Genomic DNA, 16,104 nt, shown 5'->3' on the forward strand with positions numbered 1-16,104 from the left:
GTCGGGCAAGAGACCACCTGCTGTATCGACTCAAGGAGCACCCAGTGGCTAAGGGGAAGCGTACTTTCCAGCCGAACAACCGTCGTCGCGCCCGCGTGCACGGCTTCCGTCTGCGCATGCGTACTCGCGCCGGCCGCGCAATTGTGAACGGTCGCCGTTCCAAGGGCCGCGCCAAGCTGACCGCCTGAGTCGGCGCGTATCCGATCGCAGCGATCGGTGACCGCCGCCTCCAGGCGGATCTCGCGGAGATCCGATTTCGCCCGCACACTTGCCAAAGGTGTGCGGGTTTCGGCACGTGATCTGGTGATCCACCTGGCGCCCGTGTCTGCGACATGGCCGGACCCGACCGGTCTGCGTGCGGATGTCGCGACCATCGGTGGCCCCTGGCTCGGCCTCATCGTCTCGAAAAAGGTCGGCGACGCCGTCACCCGGCATCGGGTCGCACGGCGTCTTCGTCATGCCTTCGCCCAGGTGCGCGGCGAACTGCCGGTCGCCGAGACTTTCGTCGTACTGCGCGCGTACCCGTCCATCGCCGAGCTCTCCACCGATGAGCTCGCCGATCAGTTGAGGGCCGGCTTCGCGCACCGGAAAGCGCAGGCGGCGTTCGCGGGGGCGCGATGAGTCTCGCCCACCGAATCCACATGTGGCCGCGTCGGGCCCTTATGTTCCTGATCGAGCTGTATCGGACGTGGATCTCCCCGACCCGGATGCCGACGTGCCGGTTCGAACCGACCTGCAGCGGATATGCGGTCGAAGCACTGGGTAGGCACGGATTCGTCTGGGGTTCGGTGCTCTCGGTGTTCAGACTTCTCAAGTGCGGACCCTGGCATCGCCCCGGATACGACCCGGTGCCCGAGAACGGTCCGCGACAATGGCTCGCCGCGATGGTCGGCAAGCAGCAGACTTTAGAAAGCGGCGCTCGCGCGCCAACTTCAGATAGGGGTCAGTGAGCCGTGCTCAACTTCATCTACTACCCGGTGTCCTGGATCATGTGGGTCTGGCACTGGCTGTTCGACAAGATCATGCCGGACTCGCCGGGTGGTTCGGGCGTCGCCTGGGCACTGTCCGTGGTGTTCCTCGTCTTCACGCTGCGCGCGATCCTGTACAAGCCGTTCGTCAAGCAGATCCGCACGACGAAGCAGATGCAGGAAATCAACCCGCAGATGCAGGCGATCCGTAAGAAGTACGCCAACGACCGGGTCAAGATGACCGAGGAGATGCAGAAGCTCCAGAAGGAGCACGGGTTCAACCCGCTTCTCGGTTGCCTGCCGATGTTCATGCAGATCCCGGTGTTCATCGGTCTGTTCCACGTGCTGCGTTCGTTCAACCGGATGGGCACCGGCACCGCCATGCCGATCGGCGGCACCAGCGAGGCGATGACCGCGGAGCAGACGAGGTCCATCGGCAACTATGCGTTCAGCGCGGACCAGGTTCAGAACTTCCTCGACGCCCGTATCTTCGGCGTCCCGCTGTCGTCGTTTATCACCGAGCCAGTCGAGCAGTTCCAGGCGTTCGTGGAGCCGGGCCAACCGGTGGACTTCACGCGGTGGCAGATCGCCGTGGTCGTCGTGCCGCTGATGATCGTGGCCTCCATCGCGACGCACATGAACTCGCGCGCTTCGGTTGGACGTCAGACGGCGGCCGCATCGGACAACCCGCAGACCCGCATCATGAACAAGCTCGCGCTCTACGTGTTCCCGCTCGGCATCCTCGCGACCGGACCGTTCTTCCCTGTCGCGATCCTGCTCTACTGGGTGAGCAATAACCTCTGGACCTACGGTCAGCAGCACCTCGTCTTCGGTCGTATCGCCAAGGAAGAGGAAGAAGCCAAGGCTGCCAAGGAGGAACGGCTCAGGGCCAATGCTCCGAAGCCGGGAGCCAAACCGAGCAGCCCTAAGCGCGGTGCGACCGCAGTAGCCGATGCCGCGACCGACGTCGACGAGGACGGTTCCGACGAGGCACCGAAGACCTCGCTGAAGAAGGGCGACGGGACGTCGACCCAGAAGCCGTCCGGCGAGAAGGCCAAGCAGCAGCCCGGTCCGGGGAAGAAGCCGTCGCCCGGACAGCGACCGAACAAGCCTGGCGGCGCCAAGCAGTCCGGCAACAAACGGAACAAGAAGAACAGGCAAGGCCGCAAGCGCTGACGCCGTTCTCGCGACGCTACGAACTTTTCCGCAGAAGATACAGAGGTACAAATCATGACAGGTGACGCTGTGCAGGCCCCCGTCGAATCCGACGAGCCGATTGCCGAGGATGCTCCGGAGGCATTGAGCGAGGAAGACAGTCTGGTCGAAGAGGGCGAGATCGCCGGCGACTACCTCGAGCAGTTGCTCGATGTTCTCGACTTCGACGGTGACATCGATCTGGACGTCGACGGCGATCGTGCGATCGTCAGTATCGACGGAGGCAAGGATCTGTCGAAGCTCGTCGGCCGCGACGGTGAGGTGCTCGACGCGCTCCAAGAACTCACTCGGCTCGCCGTCCAGCAGGCTACCGGCGATCGCAGCAGGTTGATGCTCGACGTCAGTCGGTGGCGCGCCGACCGACGCGATCGTCTCGCCCGACTCGGCACCGAGGTGTCCGAGCGCGTGCGCGACAGCGGGGAACGTGAGTCGCTCGACCCGATGACTCCGTTCGAGCGCAAGATCGTGCACGACGCTGTCGCCGCCGTCGACGGCGTGTACAGCGAGAGCGAAGGCGCCGAGCCCAAGCGTCGCGTGGTCGTCATCAAGGAGTGAGGTCTCCCCTCCCCCTGTCCAGAGAAGTCCCGGCCATGTGGCCGGCACTTCTCTTGTCTGAAGGGGGAGAATTACAGCTATGTGATTCACGGTGTTTCACGTGGAACCGGAAGCGGGCATCGATCGGCCCGCGTTTCACGTGAAACCCATTGACGAATGAGGACAGATGGTAGACGACCAACCCACAGCCGAGTGTGAACCTACTCCCGAGGTCGCAGCCGCGGTCTTCGGTGACCGACTCGATGAAGCGAACGCGTACGCTCGTCTACTCACTGAGCAGGGAGTGCTGCGCGGTCTCATCGGACCGAGTGAGGTCCCGCGTCTATGGACGAGGCACATTCTCAACTGTGCTGTGCTCGGCGAAGTGATTGACGATGGAGCGACGGCGTTCGACATCGGCAGTGGGGCTGGCCTGCCGGGCATCCCCCTGGCGATAGCGAAGCCGAACGTGTCGATTACGTTGATCGAACCGCTCCTGAGACGAACTACCTTCCTAGACGAGGTGGTATCTGAGCTCGGGCTGACAAACGTCACGGTGACGCGAGGCCGAGCCGAGGAGAAGGCCGTGCTGGCGGCCGTCGGCACGGCCGACGTCGTGACGTCACGGGCCGTCGCGCCACTCGATCGGCTCGCGGGATGGTCGGCTCCCCTGATCCGGGTGGGTGGACGACTCATCGCTCTCAAAGGGCGTTCGGTCACCGAAGAGATCGAGCGTGATCGCTCTGCGGTACGGAAGGTGGGCATCGTCGATCTGGCCGTGACACAGTGCGGTGTCGAAGTACTCGACGAGCCGACAACTCTCCTCGTCGGGTCGAGGGTCCGGACAGACAAGGATGCGGCCGCCGCCCGCCGAGCCGCACGTCGAGCCAAGCGAGGACGTTAGAGGATTGGTGTCCTTTCGACGGAGAGCGCACAATAGACGGAACGACGTAAGGAGCTCCGGGGTGCCCGAAGACGAATCAGTAGTTTCACGTGAAACACCGACCGATACGCATGCAGGGCACTACGCGGACACGCCGATCGCGGCTGCGGCTGAGCGAGCAAGCCAGGTTCTGACTCCGGGAGGCTCTGGCACACTCCCCCGTCCGGCGCGGCCGAGAATCATGACGGTAGCGAATCAGAAGGGCGGGGTCGGCAAGACCACCTCCGCTGTGAATCTCGCGGCCGGGCTGGCGATCCACGGCCTCGGCGTACTCGTCGTCGACCTCGATCCTCAGGGCAACGCCAGTACCGCGCTAGGGATCGATCACCGCCGGCCGGGGATAGCGTCGGTGTACGAGATGCTCTTGGACGACGTGTCGCTGCGCGATGCGATCCAGCAGTCTCCCGCTAGCGACAGGCTCTTCTGCGTGCCGTCGACTCTGGACCTCGCGGGAGCGGAGATCGAGTTGGTCTCCATGGTGGCCCGGGAGAGTCGTCTGCGTAGATCCCTCGACGAGAGCGTGCTCGCTGAGCTCGATATCGACTACGTGCTGATCGACTGCCCGCCGTCTCTTGGGCTGCTGACCGTCAACGCGATGGTCGCTGCGAAAGAGGTCCTCATTCCGATCCAGTGTGAGTACTACGCATTGGAGGGTGTCGGACAGCTACTCCGCAACATCGAACTCGTGCAGGCACATCTGAACAAGGAGCTGCACGTGTCGACGGTTCTTCTGACGATGTACGACGGTCGGACCAAGCTTGCGGATCAGGTCGCTTCTGAGGTTCGGAACCACTTCGGTGACACCGTGTTGTCGACGATCATTCCTCGCAGCGTGAAGGTCTCCGAGGCTCCTGGTTACGGTATGTCGATCATCGAGTACGACCCGGGTTCACGTGGATCCATGAGCTATCTCGACGCGTCGCGAGAACTGGCGCAGCGCGCGGCACTGGAAGGTGGTCTGGCGTAATGGCACAACAGCGCGACGCGCAACGGCGGGGCGGTCTCGGCAGAGGTCTGGCCGCTCTCATCCCGACCGGTCCGACCGAGGAGGATCCGGGCGCCAACACACGACGCATGGGCTCAGCCGCGGCCGACGTCGTGATCGGTGGCGGTTCCTCTGGGGGTTCGTCGAGCGACTCCGGCGGAGTCGAGACCGATGTTTCACGTGAATCAACCGATCCCCGTCGTGAGTCGCCCCGCGGGTCGAGCGAAGGCGACACGCCGGACGCCATTGGTGCCGTCTATCGCGAGATCCCGCCGTCGCAGATTGAGCCGAACCCAAGCCAGCCGCGCACCGTGTTCGACGAGGACGCGCTGGCGGAGCTCGAGCATTCCATCCGCGAGTTCGGCCTGATGCAGCCGATCGTCGTCCGGGAGCTCCCCTCCCCCACTGCTGACGGGGTCCGCTATCAACTCATCATGGGCGAGCGCCGCTGGCGTGCTGGCACCAATGTCGGTGTCGAGGTGCTTCCGGCGATCGTCCGCGAGACGCCCGACGGTGAGATGCTCCGCGATGCGCTCTTGGAGAACATCCATCGCGCACAGTTGAATCCCCTCGAAGAGGCGGCCGCGTATCAGCAGTTGCTCGAGGAGTTCGACGTGACACACGAAGAGCTCGCGAACCGACTGGGTCGCTCGCGTCCGGTCATCTCCAACATGATCCGATTGCTGCGTCTGCCGATCCCGGTCCAGCGTCGCGTCGCGGCGGGCGTGCTGTCGGCTGGGCATGCGCGTGCGCTTCTGTCGTTGGAGACAGGCAGCGAGGCGCAGGAGCAGTTGGCGGCTCGGATCGTGGCCGAAGGGCTGTCCGTACGCGCGACCGAGGAGGCCGTGACGCTCGCTAATCGCGGCGACGATGACTCGCCGGTGGCTCCCCAACGCAAGCGGCAACAGATGCAGATGCCGGGGTTGCAGGACGTCGCAGACAGGCTTTCGGATCGGCTGGACACGAAAGTGACCGTCAGTCTCAGTAAGCGGAAGGGAAAGGTCGTCATAGAATTCGGTTCGGTGGACGATCTGGAGCGAATCGTCACGATGATCGCGGAGCAGACGGACAACGCGACCTAGTCCGATTATTCCCATTTACCACTAGTGATATACGCCTGCACCCTTGAAACGTCACAGTGACATGCAGGTTTCGTGAGTACTTCGGCGTGATACGGGAGCAACGATGACGGTGACGGTAGTACCTCTGGAACTCGAGATGTTTCAGACTCTGCCGTCGCATACTCGGCGCTGTGTCTTCTGGGAAATGGATCGCGACGACCCGAACAGTTTCGAGTCGGGGATGGTCGAGCGGAAGTCGGCGGTCGACCACGAAAGCGAATTCGACAAGGAGGCCTGGATCTCCGGACTGCTCCTCGAGTGGGGCACGTGCGGACAGGTCGCCGTCGAGTCCACGACCGGCCGGGTCGTGGGCAGCGCTCTCTACGCTCCCCCGGGGCGAGTCCCGCGAGCCCGACGTTTCCCGACGGCTCCGGTTGGCTCGGATGCGGTCCTGCTGTCGACTGTGTCGGCGGAACCCGGCTTCGAAGAGATCTCGGTGACGCTCATCGACGCCGTCGTCACCGACGTCGTGCGGCGAGGTGTCCGCGCTATCGAAGCTTTCGGATTCACCGGTTCACGTGAACCACTCGAGCGCGATCTGGTCGGCTTGATGCTCGGCAACGGCTTTGACACGGATGCGTGCCTGGACTGCCTGATGCCGACGCAGCTCCTCATCGACTGCGGCTTCGAGACAGTCGCGGCCGATCTCTATCTGCCCAGGCTTCGCCTGGAGCTCGACGAGGGACTCGGATGGAAGTCCGCAGTGGAGCGGGCGCTCGAGAAGCTGGTAGTCGAGGCGGCTGCCGATCTGTCCGGCGCGCCAACGCCCGTCGGCTGAACTGACTGCGTGCTCTACGGTCGTCGCATCGCCTCGTCCCACCGTCGTTGTTTCACGGGAAACAACATCGATGTGATTTACGGAGTGATGCGTTCCGCGGCCAGAAGATCGGCGAACGTGTATGTCCCCGTCGGACGGTCGTTCTCACCGAGAAGGTAGAGACGCTTGACGGCGACGAGGATGGCTTCGGCGATCGTGTCGCGCTGGCCGGGGTCGGCGAGCATCGCAGCGTCGTGAGGATTCGTGATGTATCCGGTCTCGATGACGACGACGGGCATCCGAGTGGTGCGCAGAATGTTCCACGTGCGCTCGTGCGTGCGGCAGTCGAGGAAGCCCGTGCGGGCGACCAGCTCACGCTGGATGAAGCTCGCGAGATTGCGGCCGATGGTCGAGAACGAGCCGTGAGTGTTGCCGAAGTAGAACGTTGCGACACCATTGGCGAGCTCGTTCCGATAGCTGCCCGCGCGCAGCGAGATCATCAGATCGACGTCAGCGAGATTCGCGACGCGGGCGCGCTCATCGTCCTCCGGCGACGACTTCCCGTCGTGCGACAGGAACGTCTCCATACCGGCCGCCGACATGCGTCCCTCGAGACGCGACGCCAGATCCCACAGTGCTCCGGCGTCGGCTTCGGCGTCGGAACCGGGGTCGATGAGGATGCGCTTGCCGGACAGCTGGGGGCCGGAGCGCCGCACCTGCTCCTCTTCGCGGATGGCGTGCGGCGATCCGCCGGTGATACGGGTGCCGAGGCGGTTGAGGGAACGGATCGTCTCGGGCCCGCAGATGCCGTCCGAGCTCAACCCGTACTCGGTCTGGTAGCGGCCGACGGAGTTGTGCGTGACTTCGCCGAACTGTCCGTCGACGAGTCCGTGGTAGTAGCCGAGGTTCTGCAGGCGTGACTGCAGGGTGGCGACGTCGTCGCCCGTCATGGGTGCGGACAGGCGGTACAGGAGGACACGGCTGCCGAGTTGATACGACGCTTCACGGAGTGCGGCGTACGTCGCGCTGCCGACCACGCCGTCGACGATCAGGCCGCGTTCTTGTTGAAACGCGCGGACTGCGCGATCGCACGCGGCATCAAAGACCGCTTCGGGCGGGGACCATAGGCTCCGCTCGTCACCGGGTGTGGCGGTCGGCGCCGGAGGCAGCAGTCCTCGTGTAGCAAGGATGGCCCGAATCTCGGCGACTGCCGAGCCGTGATCGCCGAGTCGCAATACCGGCATGGAGACCCACTTTCTCGCATAAGGGTGACGGCCGCCGACCGGGTGGCCGGCGGCCGTCACTGCACCGCTCTATTCTCTCAGGTCCGTGTCGATGCCGACAAACGAAAGGGTCGGATCGAGACCAACCGTAGTGGCGATCGACGGCTGTGTCTGGACCGCCGTCATTCGAGGACGGGCGCGAGCTCCCGCAGGATGGCGGCCTTCGGCTTGGCTCCCTGGATCGTCTTGGTGGGTTTGCCGTTCTCGAACAGGATCATCGTCGGAATCGACATGATCTGGAAGTCGCGGGCGATCGCGGGGTTCGCGTCGACGTCGACCTTGGCCACAGTCAGCTTCTCACCGTTGTCGCGAGCGATCTCGTCGAGAACCGGGGCGACCATCTTGCACGGGCCGCACCAGGTGGCCCAGAAATCGACCAGCACGGGTTTGTCGGATTCGAGGACGTCCGCCTTGAACGTGTCGTCGGTGACGTCGACGGTGTTGCCTGCCATGTTGTTACTCCTAATTTGAGAGCCTGGGGTTCGAGAGCCGGGGTTCGGGAATCTGGGGGTTCGGGGATGGACGTCAGCCCGCGTGATCGGCGAGCCAGCGCTCGGCGTCGATCGCTGCCGAGCAACCGCTGCCCGCCGCGGTGACCGCCTGGCGGTAGGTGTGGTCGACGAGGTCGCCGCACGCGAACACGCCGGGGACGTTGGTGTAGGTGGAACGACCGTCGACCTTCACATAGCCGTCTTCGTCGAGATCGACCTGGCCGCGCACGAGTTCGCTGCGGGGGTCGTGCCCGATGGCGACGAACATGCCGGTGGCTTCCAGGGTGCTGGTCTCGCCGGTGACCGTGTCGGTGAGTTCGAGCTCGGTCACCGCGTTGTCGCCCTTGACGGCGGAGACGGCCGCGTTCGTGACGAACTCGATCTTCTCGTTGGCGCGGGCTCGTTCGAGCATGATCTTCGAGGAGCGGAACTCGTCGCGTCGGTGGACGAGGCTCACCTTGCGGGCGAACTTGGTGAGGAAGGTGGCCTCCTCCATTGCCGAGTCACCGCCGCCGACGACGACGATGTCCTGCTCCTTGAAGAAGAATCCGTCGCATGTCGCGCACGAGGAGACGCCGCGACCGAGGAGTTCCTGCTCCCCCGGGATGCCGAGGTAGCGGGCGGCGGCGCCCATCGCGAGGATGACGGCGCGGGCACGATAGACCTCGCCGCCGACCTCGACCTCCTTGATGTCGCCTTCCAGGCGCATCGCATCGACTTCTTCGATACGAAGGTCGGCACCGAACCGGATCGCCTGCTCGCGCATCTCGTCCATCAGTTCGGGACCCTGGATGCCCTTCTGGAAGCCGGGGAAGTTCTCCACCTCGGTCGTGGTCATCAGCGCGCCGCCGAAGGAGATTCCTTCGAAGACGACGGGCGACAGCTCGGCGCGGGCCGCATACACCGCGGCGGTGTAGCCTGCGGGGCCGGATCCCACAATGATCAGTTCGTGGATCTGGTTCTCGGTGTCGCTCGTCAATCCGACGCTCATTAATCCTCCGTGTAGCAAGTGGGCCCGCCGTTGCACGCGGGCTTTGTCCTTCAACACAAGGATATGGGCTGATGTTCCCGCAGGCCGCCGGAGGTGGAGGCGGTCACAGATCTGACGACGGCCGGCAGATCACTGAGCGGGTTCAGTCGGTGTGGAATCGGCTGATGGTGTCGAGCATCCGCGCCCTCACGTCCGGCGGGATCGGGACCTCTTCGTCGCGCAGCGAGACGAGATCGGCGTTCGTCGCATCGAGGGCGGCGAGGATGCGTTGAGCGTCGGGATCGTCTGCGGTCACCTCTCGTACATGGTCTGCGAAGGCAGGATCGAGGTGTCCGGCGTGGAAGCTGATGAGAACGTCGGTTGGCACCGGCGGGCCGGGATACCGTCCGTCGTGACTGTCCGCCCCGTTGTGCTCCATCAGACTGTGTCCGCCTCCGCGTCGTTGGTGATTAGATTCCATCACTGATTTAGACGCAGCGGAACCCGTTTCGGTTCCCTTGTGCCAGTTCGGGCGTGGCGGATGTCGAAGCGGGCCGCGTCAGCTCTGGGTTCTCAGGTGGCCGAGGACGAGCGCGAGCTTCGCCCGTCCGCGGTTGGCTCGGCTCTTGACCGTTCCGGGAGGAACGCCGAGCGCTTCGGAGGCGTCGGCGACGGAGAGATCGTAGATGTGCAGCAGGATGATCACCGCCCGTTGCTCGGGTGGGAGGACGTCGAGCGCGCGACCGATGGAGAGCGACAGGTCGATGTCGCCGGTGTGGTCGAGCGGATCGGCCAGCGACTCGTCCTCCTCTATGAGCGGTGTGCTCGCATGCGACTTGTTCCGTCGGAGGCGATCGAGAGACGCGTTCAAGACGACCCGGTAGAGCCAACTCGAGACCGTGCAGTCGAACCGGAACCGGCCCGCGGTCTTGTTGACTGATTCGAGTGCGTCCTGGAGTGAATCGGCTGCGTCGTCGTAGTCGCCGGTGGTGCGCAGAGCGACTGCCCACAGCTTGTTCTCGTGCCGTTTGAAGAGAACTTCAAAGGCGGTGCGGTCCCCGTTGGTGTGATCCCGGAGCAACTGGTCGTCGCTTCGGGTGTCTGTGATCCCCCGTTGCATGTCGATGAATCTAGGCCCGCACACCGCCGAAAATGTCTGTTTCTGCGTACTTGTGGATAAAGTCGGCAAATTGTGGATCATTCGACCAGGTCTTGTGGATAACTTCCGTCTATCTGCCCAACGAGGTGGGCAGATCCGTCAACGACTGGCTGCAGGGTCCGGCGTAGTTCCGGTGATCACCGGTGCCAGGGCAGCTCGGGCGATCCGCTCGGCCGCGTCCGGGTCGTCGAGATCTATACCCAGACTCGGGGCGACGATATAGGAGATCGCTGCGTGGATCAGCACGTCGGCCTGGGCATCGGCGTCCCGGCTCGGTATCCGCCCGGACTGCTGCGCTCGCGCGATATTCGCCCTGATCGCACGGAATGCGAGGGCCACCGCAGAGTTCGGGCCGTGCGAGAGCCCCTCGATCACTTCGAGCCTGCGTGTGGGCGTCGCACCGCGCAGCAGCGGGTGGTCGCGTAACCCGACTGCTGCCCGGAACCCGTGGACCACCTGGTCGGTGGGGTCGGTGATGACTGTGAAATCGACGGCCAGATCGGTGAGAACGCGTGTGATGTCGCGGGACAGAGCGCGTTCGAACAAGTGGTCCTTGCTCTGGAACCTCCGGAACAGTGTGCTCCGGCCGATGCCGGCCTGGGCGGCGACCTCGTCCATCGTCGCCTCTTCGGTGCCGCGATCGGCCAGTACACGGACGGCGGCGTCGAGGATGCGGGCGTCTGTCGGGTCGCCCGTTTCGGTCGACGGCACGCGAGCATGCTCGAACGCCCGGTTCAGCAGGTGATGAAGTGGCGCGCCGGGTCTAGTCACGCATCGATTATCGCATCGGCGGGCGTGCTCGAAATCTCTGTGGTACTAATTAGTCTCTAATAGTCCCACGACGGTCGGTGAATCGTCGACGATGCCCTCGAACGCTGGGCGGATGGTGGTCAGATGAACGCGCAACGGAGAGGCTCGAACACATCGCTGGCCCATGTCGGCGACAAGGTGCGCGCTGTTCGAGTCTTGATTGATTCCGGACTCATCGAGATCAGGCGACCCCGCCAGATCCTCATCACCCTGAGACAGAATCGGGTGCACGGACCGGCTGCGGCGATGCTGATGAAGGCGGCGAGAGACCACCCGAGCAGGTCCGCGATCACCGACGAGCAGGGCACCATTACGTTCCGGGAGCTCGACCAGCGATCAGACGCACTCGCGAAGGCGTTGCTCGACATGGGGATTCCGGCAGGAGCGTCGGTCGGCATGCTCGCACGAGACCATCGCGGCCTACTGACGACGGTGGTCGCCGCAGGCAAGGCCGGCTACCAGCTCGTCATGCTGAACACGGGCTTCGCCAAACCACAGTTCGCCGCAGTCGTGCGACGCGAAGGCGTGACCGCGGTGCTGCACGATTCCGAGTTCGACGAACTGTTGGACGAGCTGCCGAGTGATCTGCCGCGAATCGTCACCCGCCTCGAGCCAGGCGACTCGATCCCCCCGGGAGCTCGACTGCTCGACGACGTTCTGAGGTCGGCCGGGGCGGGCCGGATCAGGCTTCCCAGACCGTCGACTCCGGCGGGGATCACCGTCCTCACCAGCGGGACCACCGGGCTGCCGAAAGGCGCTCCGCGCGCGAAGGTCTCTCCGTTCGGCAGCGCGATGATCCTCGACCGTCTGCCGATCCCCCACGAGTCGAGCGTGGTGATCGCTACCCCGATGTTCCACGGGACGGGGTTCGCGCTGTGGTTGGTGAGTGCTGGACTCGGCAACCAGGTGGTGACGACTCGCCGTTTCGATGCCGAGGCGACACTCCGTTCGGTGGCCGAGAATCGAGCAGAGCTGCTCGTCGCGGTCCCGACCATGTTGAGTCGCATCCTCGACCTCGGTCCGGAGACGATCGCGCGCTACGATCTGTCGTCGCTGCGAGGCGTCGTCGTCGCCGGTTCGGCACTCTCGCCCTCTTCTCGCATGGCTGCGAAGTCGATGAACCCGGTGTGAAGGGAATCGTCCACGTGCGCTGCGCCGCCGCGTTCAAGGGCTACACCGACGGCACCGTGAAGGACTCTGTCGACGGTTTCATGTCGACCGGCGACGTCGGTCACTTCGACGACGAAGGGCTCCTATTCATCGATGGTCGCGCCGACGACATGATCGTCTCCGGCGGCGAGAACGTCTATCCCCAGGAGATCGAGAATCTGCTCGCGGGTCATCGCGAAGTCGTGGACGTAGCAGTTGTCGGTGTGCCCGACCACGATTTCGGCCACCGGCTGCGCGCTGTCATCGTGGCCGGCGCCGGTTCGAACCTCGACAGCGAGACCGTCCGCCGATACGTCAAGGACAACCTGGCTCGTCACAAGGTGCCCCGCGACGTCCTATTCGTGCAGGAGATCCCGCGCAATGCCACCGGAAAGGTCATCCGCAAGGAGCTGCTCGACATTCCGTGACCGCTCGAGGAGAACCCAGACCCGGTCGGCAGACTACTGACCGCTGACGCACTAGGAGCATCCCGATGGGACGTCTACACGCTTGCCTGATCCTCATTGTCGCCGCGCTCGCGGCCAGTCTCTTGATCGTGGCGCCCGCCGCCGACGCGGCTCCCGCGCACCGAGCCACGATGTCGGACTCGCAGTTCTACGCGCAGCCGACTGATCTGAGCCGCTATCGGCCCGGGGACATCATTCGCACACGAGAGGTCGTCGTCCGCACCCTTCAACTCCTCCCCATGCGGGTGAACGCCTGGCAGGTGCTGTACCGAACAACCGACGGCGAAGGACGACCCGCGGTGACGGCGGCGACGCTACTGGCGCGGGCAGGTACCCGCCCGACCGAGTTGCTCAGCCACCAGGTCGCTATCGACTCCGTGGCACCGGACTGCCAGCCGTCGAGGGGGCTGATCAACAACACCCCGATCGACTTCTCGGCGCGTGGCGGCCCCATCACGCTGACGATGGGCGGGGTGGAGTCGCTCTTCATCGCCAACGAGCTCTCTTCGGGATACGGCGTGGTGATCCCCGACCACGGTGGCCTGCGCGCCGATTTCCTGGTGAACGCGCTGCACGCTCAAACCACGCTCGACGGTATCCGAGCCGCCCTGAAGTTCCCGGAGTGGCATCTCAACGCTCGCACACCGGTCGGGTTGTGGGGGTACTCCGGAGGAGGCATGGCGACGAGTCTCGCTGCCGAGTACCAACCGACGTACGCGCCTGAACTGAACGTTCGGGGTGCGGTCCTCGGCTCGCCGTTCCGTGACGTTGCCGCAGGCCTGCGGAAGGTCGAAGGGTCCCCGACCTCAGGGCTGATTCCGATGGGGCTGGCATCGTTGATCAAGTACGAGCCCGAGAAGAAGGAGGCGTTTCTCCGCGATGTGAGTCCGTGGGGCCGCGCCAAAGTGGAGGCCGCTCTCCATCAGTGCACGCCCGAGGCTGTCGTGGAGGGCCTCTGGCTCGACTACACACGCTTCTTCACCGCGCCGATCGATGTCGTGCTCAACCGACCTGTGTTCCGCGATGCCCTCGATAGACGCGGTATGACCGGTCTCAAGCCGACGGCGCCGCTCTATGTGTTCTCGGCTGTCGACGACGAAGTGATCACGAGTCGATCGGTCGACCGCCTTGTCCGGTCGTACTGTGCCGGGGATGCGTCCGTGACCTACCGGCGTGCGCAGTTCCCGCCGAAGCTCATTCCACAACTCAATTCGCCGCACGGGGCGACGATGGTTCTCGGCGCACCGGCCTCGTTCGAGTGGCTCGACCGTCGGATGAGTTCGTCGGCCGTGCCTACCCGACGGTGCGACGTGAAGACGTTGCCGACCACCGCGCTCGAACCTGAAGCATTGGGCCGATTTCCGGGGGTGATCCGGTCCGCGTTGGAGTCCATGCTCGGCCTGCCCCTCTCCGCCGCGAACTGAGATCGCTTAGCGGCTGGTCGAGATTCGCCACGAAGGCGAATCGCACTTCGGCGCGTGTCCTATCCTCGTAGGCATGGACGACGACCAGCCGTTGGCGAGGTGGACGGCGGCACGGTCGATGGACCGTGTCGCTGTGCCGGGCGAGTTGCAAGTGACCAAGACGCACGTCGTGTTCGAGCCCAAGGGTCGACGCGCGCCGGGGGCCCGGTTCTCGGTCGCGTTCAAGTTCGTCGTCGGCGTCGGGACGGCTCCCGGTACGGGAAAATTCTTCAGCGGCGGGAAACGCGAACGGCTGTGTCTGACCCTCGGCGACGGGTCCGAGTGGTTGTTCGTCGTTCCCGACCTCGATGCGGCGATGGCAGGTATCCGGAGTGCGCTGTCCCCTCGCCGCTAGTCGTGAAAAAGCTGCTGGTACGTGGCCACGAAGGTCGCGGTGACCACGCGGTGGATCGCATCGATGTCGAACAGTTCCAAGTCGTACCCGGGTTCGATGGGGGCGTCCAGGGCGGTCTGCCAGTCGACGAGGAGCTGAGTCAGTGCGCCGACGAGACCGATCGCGCCGAGCCGCTGGTCGGCAGTCGGTTCGTGGCCTCGAGCGGCGAAACCGAGGATGAGGTCGGCCCACCCGTGAATCGCCCGCAGTCGCAGCATCTCGAGTTCGGGGCTGACGCCGACGACTTCGATCATGATGATGCGCGCGCGGCGCGTGTCCTCGGTGAGGCTGGTGATGAATCCCCGCAGGGCCTGTTCGGCTAGCGCGGGCACCATGTCGTCCGGTATCGGACCGTCGGTGAGCTCGGTGTCCTCGAGCACCTCCGCGGCCGCGGCGAGCGTTGCGGCGCGCGCGATGTCGACGCAATGGTTGTAGACCTCGCCGAGCAATGCGGCACGGTCCCCGAACGACTCGTAGAAGTACCGCTGCGTCAGGCCGGCCTCGGTGCAGATGCGTTTCACCGAGACGTTCGGGTAGCCCAGCGTGCCGAACAGCTGCAGGCCCGCTGCAATCAGTGATTCGCGACGTTGGAGCTGTCGGTCCTCTGCGGTCAGTCCCCCGTATGTGCGTCCGCCGGCAGTCGTCATCATCACCGACCATCGTAAGCCGGTGCCCGGCAGCGGTATCGGCGTGTTGGTCTATTCAGTGCTCATCTACCCGGCGTTCGTGGTCCACACGAAGCCGTCGGGATCGGTCAAGGAGTCCGCGTCGAATCCGATCCGAACTCGATGCGAACCGGTGCCGACCGACAGACCGGTGACCTTCGCCAGGTTCGCTTGCCTGGTGAGAGCCAACGTCGCTGTGCCGGTGTCGAACTCGGCGTATCGGGAGCCGTAGCTCCGTGCCACGGCGAATCCGTTCTCGACGTAGAACTTCTTGCTGGCACCTACGTCGGCTGGCCCGAGTTGGACGACGAACTGTTCGACTTCGTGGTCGAGAGGTCCACTGTCCTTCCTCTTCGAGGACGCGAACGTCCACACGGTGCCGTCCGGTGCCTGAACGGACCCTCCATATCCCCAGAGGGACTTCTTGGCGGGTTTGAGAGCGACGGCCCCGGCCGCCAGTGCCCGTCCCATGAGTGCGTCGACGGCGGACGGCTGCGGGGTGACGATCGACAGAGTGAATCCGCGAAATCCGGTCGTCGGAGCCGAGGACTGCTCCACGCGGATCGGCAGGGCGACGCCGAACGCGGCGTCGGTGTAGAACTTCTCCGCCGCGGCGGGATCGTCGGCTTCGATGGTCAGGCTCGTGATGGTTGGCATACGAGGAACATTATCGCTGCACGTCATCGTGCGCTTCTTGATTCCTGATCGGTTCCGTTCAGGCTGGACACCC

Annotated in this window: 21 protein-coding genes; 13 read left to right on the top strand and 8 right to left on the bottom strand. The window is 64.5% G+C overall.

Features of this window, described 5'->3' with window-relative positions; translation table 11 throughout:
* Positions 1-44 precede the first annotated feature (44 nt).
* The 9 genes from rpmH (at position 45) to L5G28_RS02625 (ending at position 6,544) form a co-directional block, all read left to right on the top strand.
* Complete coding sequence (gene rpmH, locus L5G28_RS02585; RefSeq protein ID WP_006337454.1) at positions 45-188, top strand: 50S ribosomal protein L34; 144 nt, start codon at positions 45-47, stop codon at positions 186-188.
* A gap of 28 nt (positions 189-216) precedes the next feature.
* Positions 217-621 (top strand): ribonuclease P protein component, encoded by a 405-nt coding sequence (rnpA, locus tag L5G28_RS02590; RefSeq protein ID WP_237000190.1) that lies wholly within the window; start codon positions 217-219, stop codon positions 619-621.
* Positions 618-950, top strand: coding sequence for a membrane protein insertion efficiency factor YidD (gene yidD / locus L5G28_RS02595; protein WP_372477147.1), 333 nt, complete (start codon positions 618-620; stop codon positions 948-950). Before rnpA ends, yidD begins: the two co-directional genes overlap by 4 nt.
* Positions 951-953: 3 nt before the next feature.
* Positions 954-2,144: a membrane protein insertase YidC gene (yidC, locus tag L5G28_RS02600; RefSeq protein ID WP_237000191.1), complete on the top strand. Its 1,191-nt coding sequence runs from the start codon at positions 954-956 to the stop codon at positions 2,142-2,144.
* 54 nt (positions 2,145-2,198) lie between these two features.
* Entirely contained in the window at positions 2,199-2,738 is a 540-nt protein-coding gene (locus tag L5G28_RS02605) for a Jag family protein (protein ID WP_237000192.1), read from the top strand.
* 166 nt (positions 2,739-2,904) lie between these two features.
* Complete coding sequence (rsmG, locus tag L5G28_RS02610) at positions 2,905-3,621, top strand: 16S rRNA (guanine(527)-N(7))-methyltransferase RsmG (RefSeq protein ID WP_237000193.1); 717 nt, start codon at positions 2,905-2,907, stop codon at positions 3,619-3,621.
* Positions 3,572-4,627 carry a ParA family protein gene (locus L5G28_RS02615; RefSeq protein WP_237000194.1) on the top strand — a complete coding sequence of 352 codons (1,056 nt, stop codon included), beginning with the start codon at positions 3,572-3,574 and terminating at the stop codon, positions 4,625-4,627. Before rsmG ends, L5G28_RS02615 begins: the two co-directional genes overlap by 50 nt.
* Positions 4,627-5,727: a ParB/RepB/Spo0J family partition protein gene (locus L5G28_RS02620; RefSeq protein WP_237000195.1), complete on the top strand. Its 1,101-nt coding sequence runs from the start codon at positions 4,627-4,629 to the stop codon at positions 5,725-5,727. Before L5G28_RS02615 ends, L5G28_RS02620 begins: the two co-directional genes overlap by 1 nt.
* A 184-nt stretch (positions 5,728-5,911) precedes the next feature.
* Positions 5,912-6,544, top strand: coding sequence for a hypothetical protein (locus tag L5G28_RS02625; protein WP_308191937.1), 633 nt, complete (start codon positions 5,912-5,914; stop codon positions 6,542-6,544).
* 77 nt (positions 6,545-6,621) lie between these two features.
* Here the strand turns inward: L5G28_RS02625 and L5G28_RS02630 are convergent, their stop codons facing one another.
* From L5G28_RS02630 to L5G28_RS02655, 6 genes are all read right to left on the bottom strand, one after another.
* Entirely contained in the window at positions 6,622-7,767 is a 1,146-nt protein-coding gene (locus L5G28_RS02630; RefSeq protein WP_237000197.1) for an N-acetylmuramoyl-L-alanine amidase, read from the bottom strand.
* Positions 7,768-7,928: 161 nt separating this feature from the next.
* A complete protein-coding gene (gene trxA, locus L5G28_RS02635; protein WP_236998308.1) occupies positions 7,929-8,258 on the bottom strand; it encodes a thioredoxin in 330 nt (109 codons plus the stop codon).
* Positions 8,259-8,331: 73 nt separating this feature from the next.
* The gene (gene trxB, locus L5G28_RS02640; RefSeq protein ID WP_237000198.1) at positions 8,332-9,288 is read right to left on the bottom strand and encodes a thioredoxin-disulfide reductase; all 957 of its coding nucleotides are present in this window, start codon (positions 9,286-9,288) and stop codon (positions 8,332-8,334) included.
* 142 nt (positions 9,289-9,430) lie between these two features.
* Entirely contained in the window at positions 9,431-9,706 is a 276-nt protein-coding gene (locus L5G28_RS02645; protein WP_237000199.1) for an RsmA family anti-sigma factor, read from the bottom strand.
* Between the two features lie 120 nt (positions 9,707-9,826).
* Entirely contained in the window at positions 9,827-10,387 is a 561-nt protein-coding gene (gene sigM, locus L5G28_RS02650; protein WP_237000200.1) for an RNA polymerase sigma factor SigM, read from the bottom strand.
* Between the two features lie 138 nt (positions 10,388-10,525).
* Positions 10,526-11,197, bottom strand: coding sequence for a TetR/AcrR family transcriptional regulator (locus tag L5G28_RS02655; RefSeq protein ID WP_237000201.1), 672 nt, complete (start codon positions 11,195-11,197; stop codon positions 10,526-10,528).
* Positions 11,198-11,320: 123 nt separating this feature from the next.
* On the opposite strand from L5G28_RS02655, the gene L5G28_RS02660 reads away from it, so the two are divergent.
* The 4 genes from L5G28_RS02660 to L5G28_RS02670 all read left to right on the top strand — a co-directional run bounded on the left by L5G28_RS02660 (position 11,321) and on the right by L5G28_RS02670 (position 14,670).
* Entirely contained in the window at positions 11,321-12,367 is a 1,047-nt protein-coding gene (locus L5G28_RS02660) for an AMP-binding protein (RefSeq protein WP_308191938.1), read from the top strand.
* Entirely contained in the window at positions 12,364-12,813 is a 450-nt protein-coding gene (locus L5G28_RS19550) for an AMP-binding enzyme (protein WP_308191939.1), read from the top strand. Before L5G28_RS02660 ends, L5G28_RS19550 begins: the two co-directional genes overlap by 4 nt.
* Before the next feature lie 65 nt (positions 12,814-12,878).
* Positions 12,879-14,276 carry a lipase family protein gene (locus L5G28_RS02665; RefSeq protein WP_237000202.1) on the top strand — a complete coding sequence of 466 codons (1,398 nt, stop codon included), beginning with the start codon at positions 12,879-12,881 and terminating at the stop codon, positions 14,274-14,276.
* Between the two features lie 73 nt (positions 14,277-14,349).
* On the top strand, positions 14,350-14,670 hold the full coding sequence (locus L5G28_RS02670; protein WP_237000203.1) for a hypothetical protein: 321 nt from the start codon (positions 14,350-14,352) through the stop codon (positions 14,668-14,670).
* Here the strand turns inward: L5G28_RS02670 and L5G28_RS02675 are convergent.
* Both L5G28_RS02675 and L5G28_RS02680 read right to left on the bottom strand, forming a co-directional pair.
* On the bottom strand, positions 14,667-15,359 hold the full coding sequence (locus L5G28_RS02675; RefSeq protein WP_237000204.1) for a TetR/AcrR family transcriptional regulator: 693 nt from the start codon (positions 15,357-15,359) through the stop codon (positions 14,667-14,669). The two genes, L5G28_RS02670 and L5G28_RS02675, sit on opposite strands and share 4 nt — an antisense overlap.
* A 63-nt stretch (positions 15,360-15,422) precedes the next feature.
* Complete coding sequence (locus L5G28_RS02680) at positions 15,423-16,031, bottom strand: VOC family protein (protein ID WP_237000205.1); 609 nt, start codon at positions 16,029-16,031, stop codon at positions 15,423-15,425.
* Between the last annotated feature and the right edge of the window lie 73 nt (positions 16,032-16,104).

The sequence above is a fragment of the Gordonia liuliyuniae genome, from assembly GCF_021739025.1.
GTDB lineage: Bacteria > Actinomycetota > Actinomycetes > Mycobacteriales > Mycobacteriaceae > Gordonia > Gordonia liuliyuniae.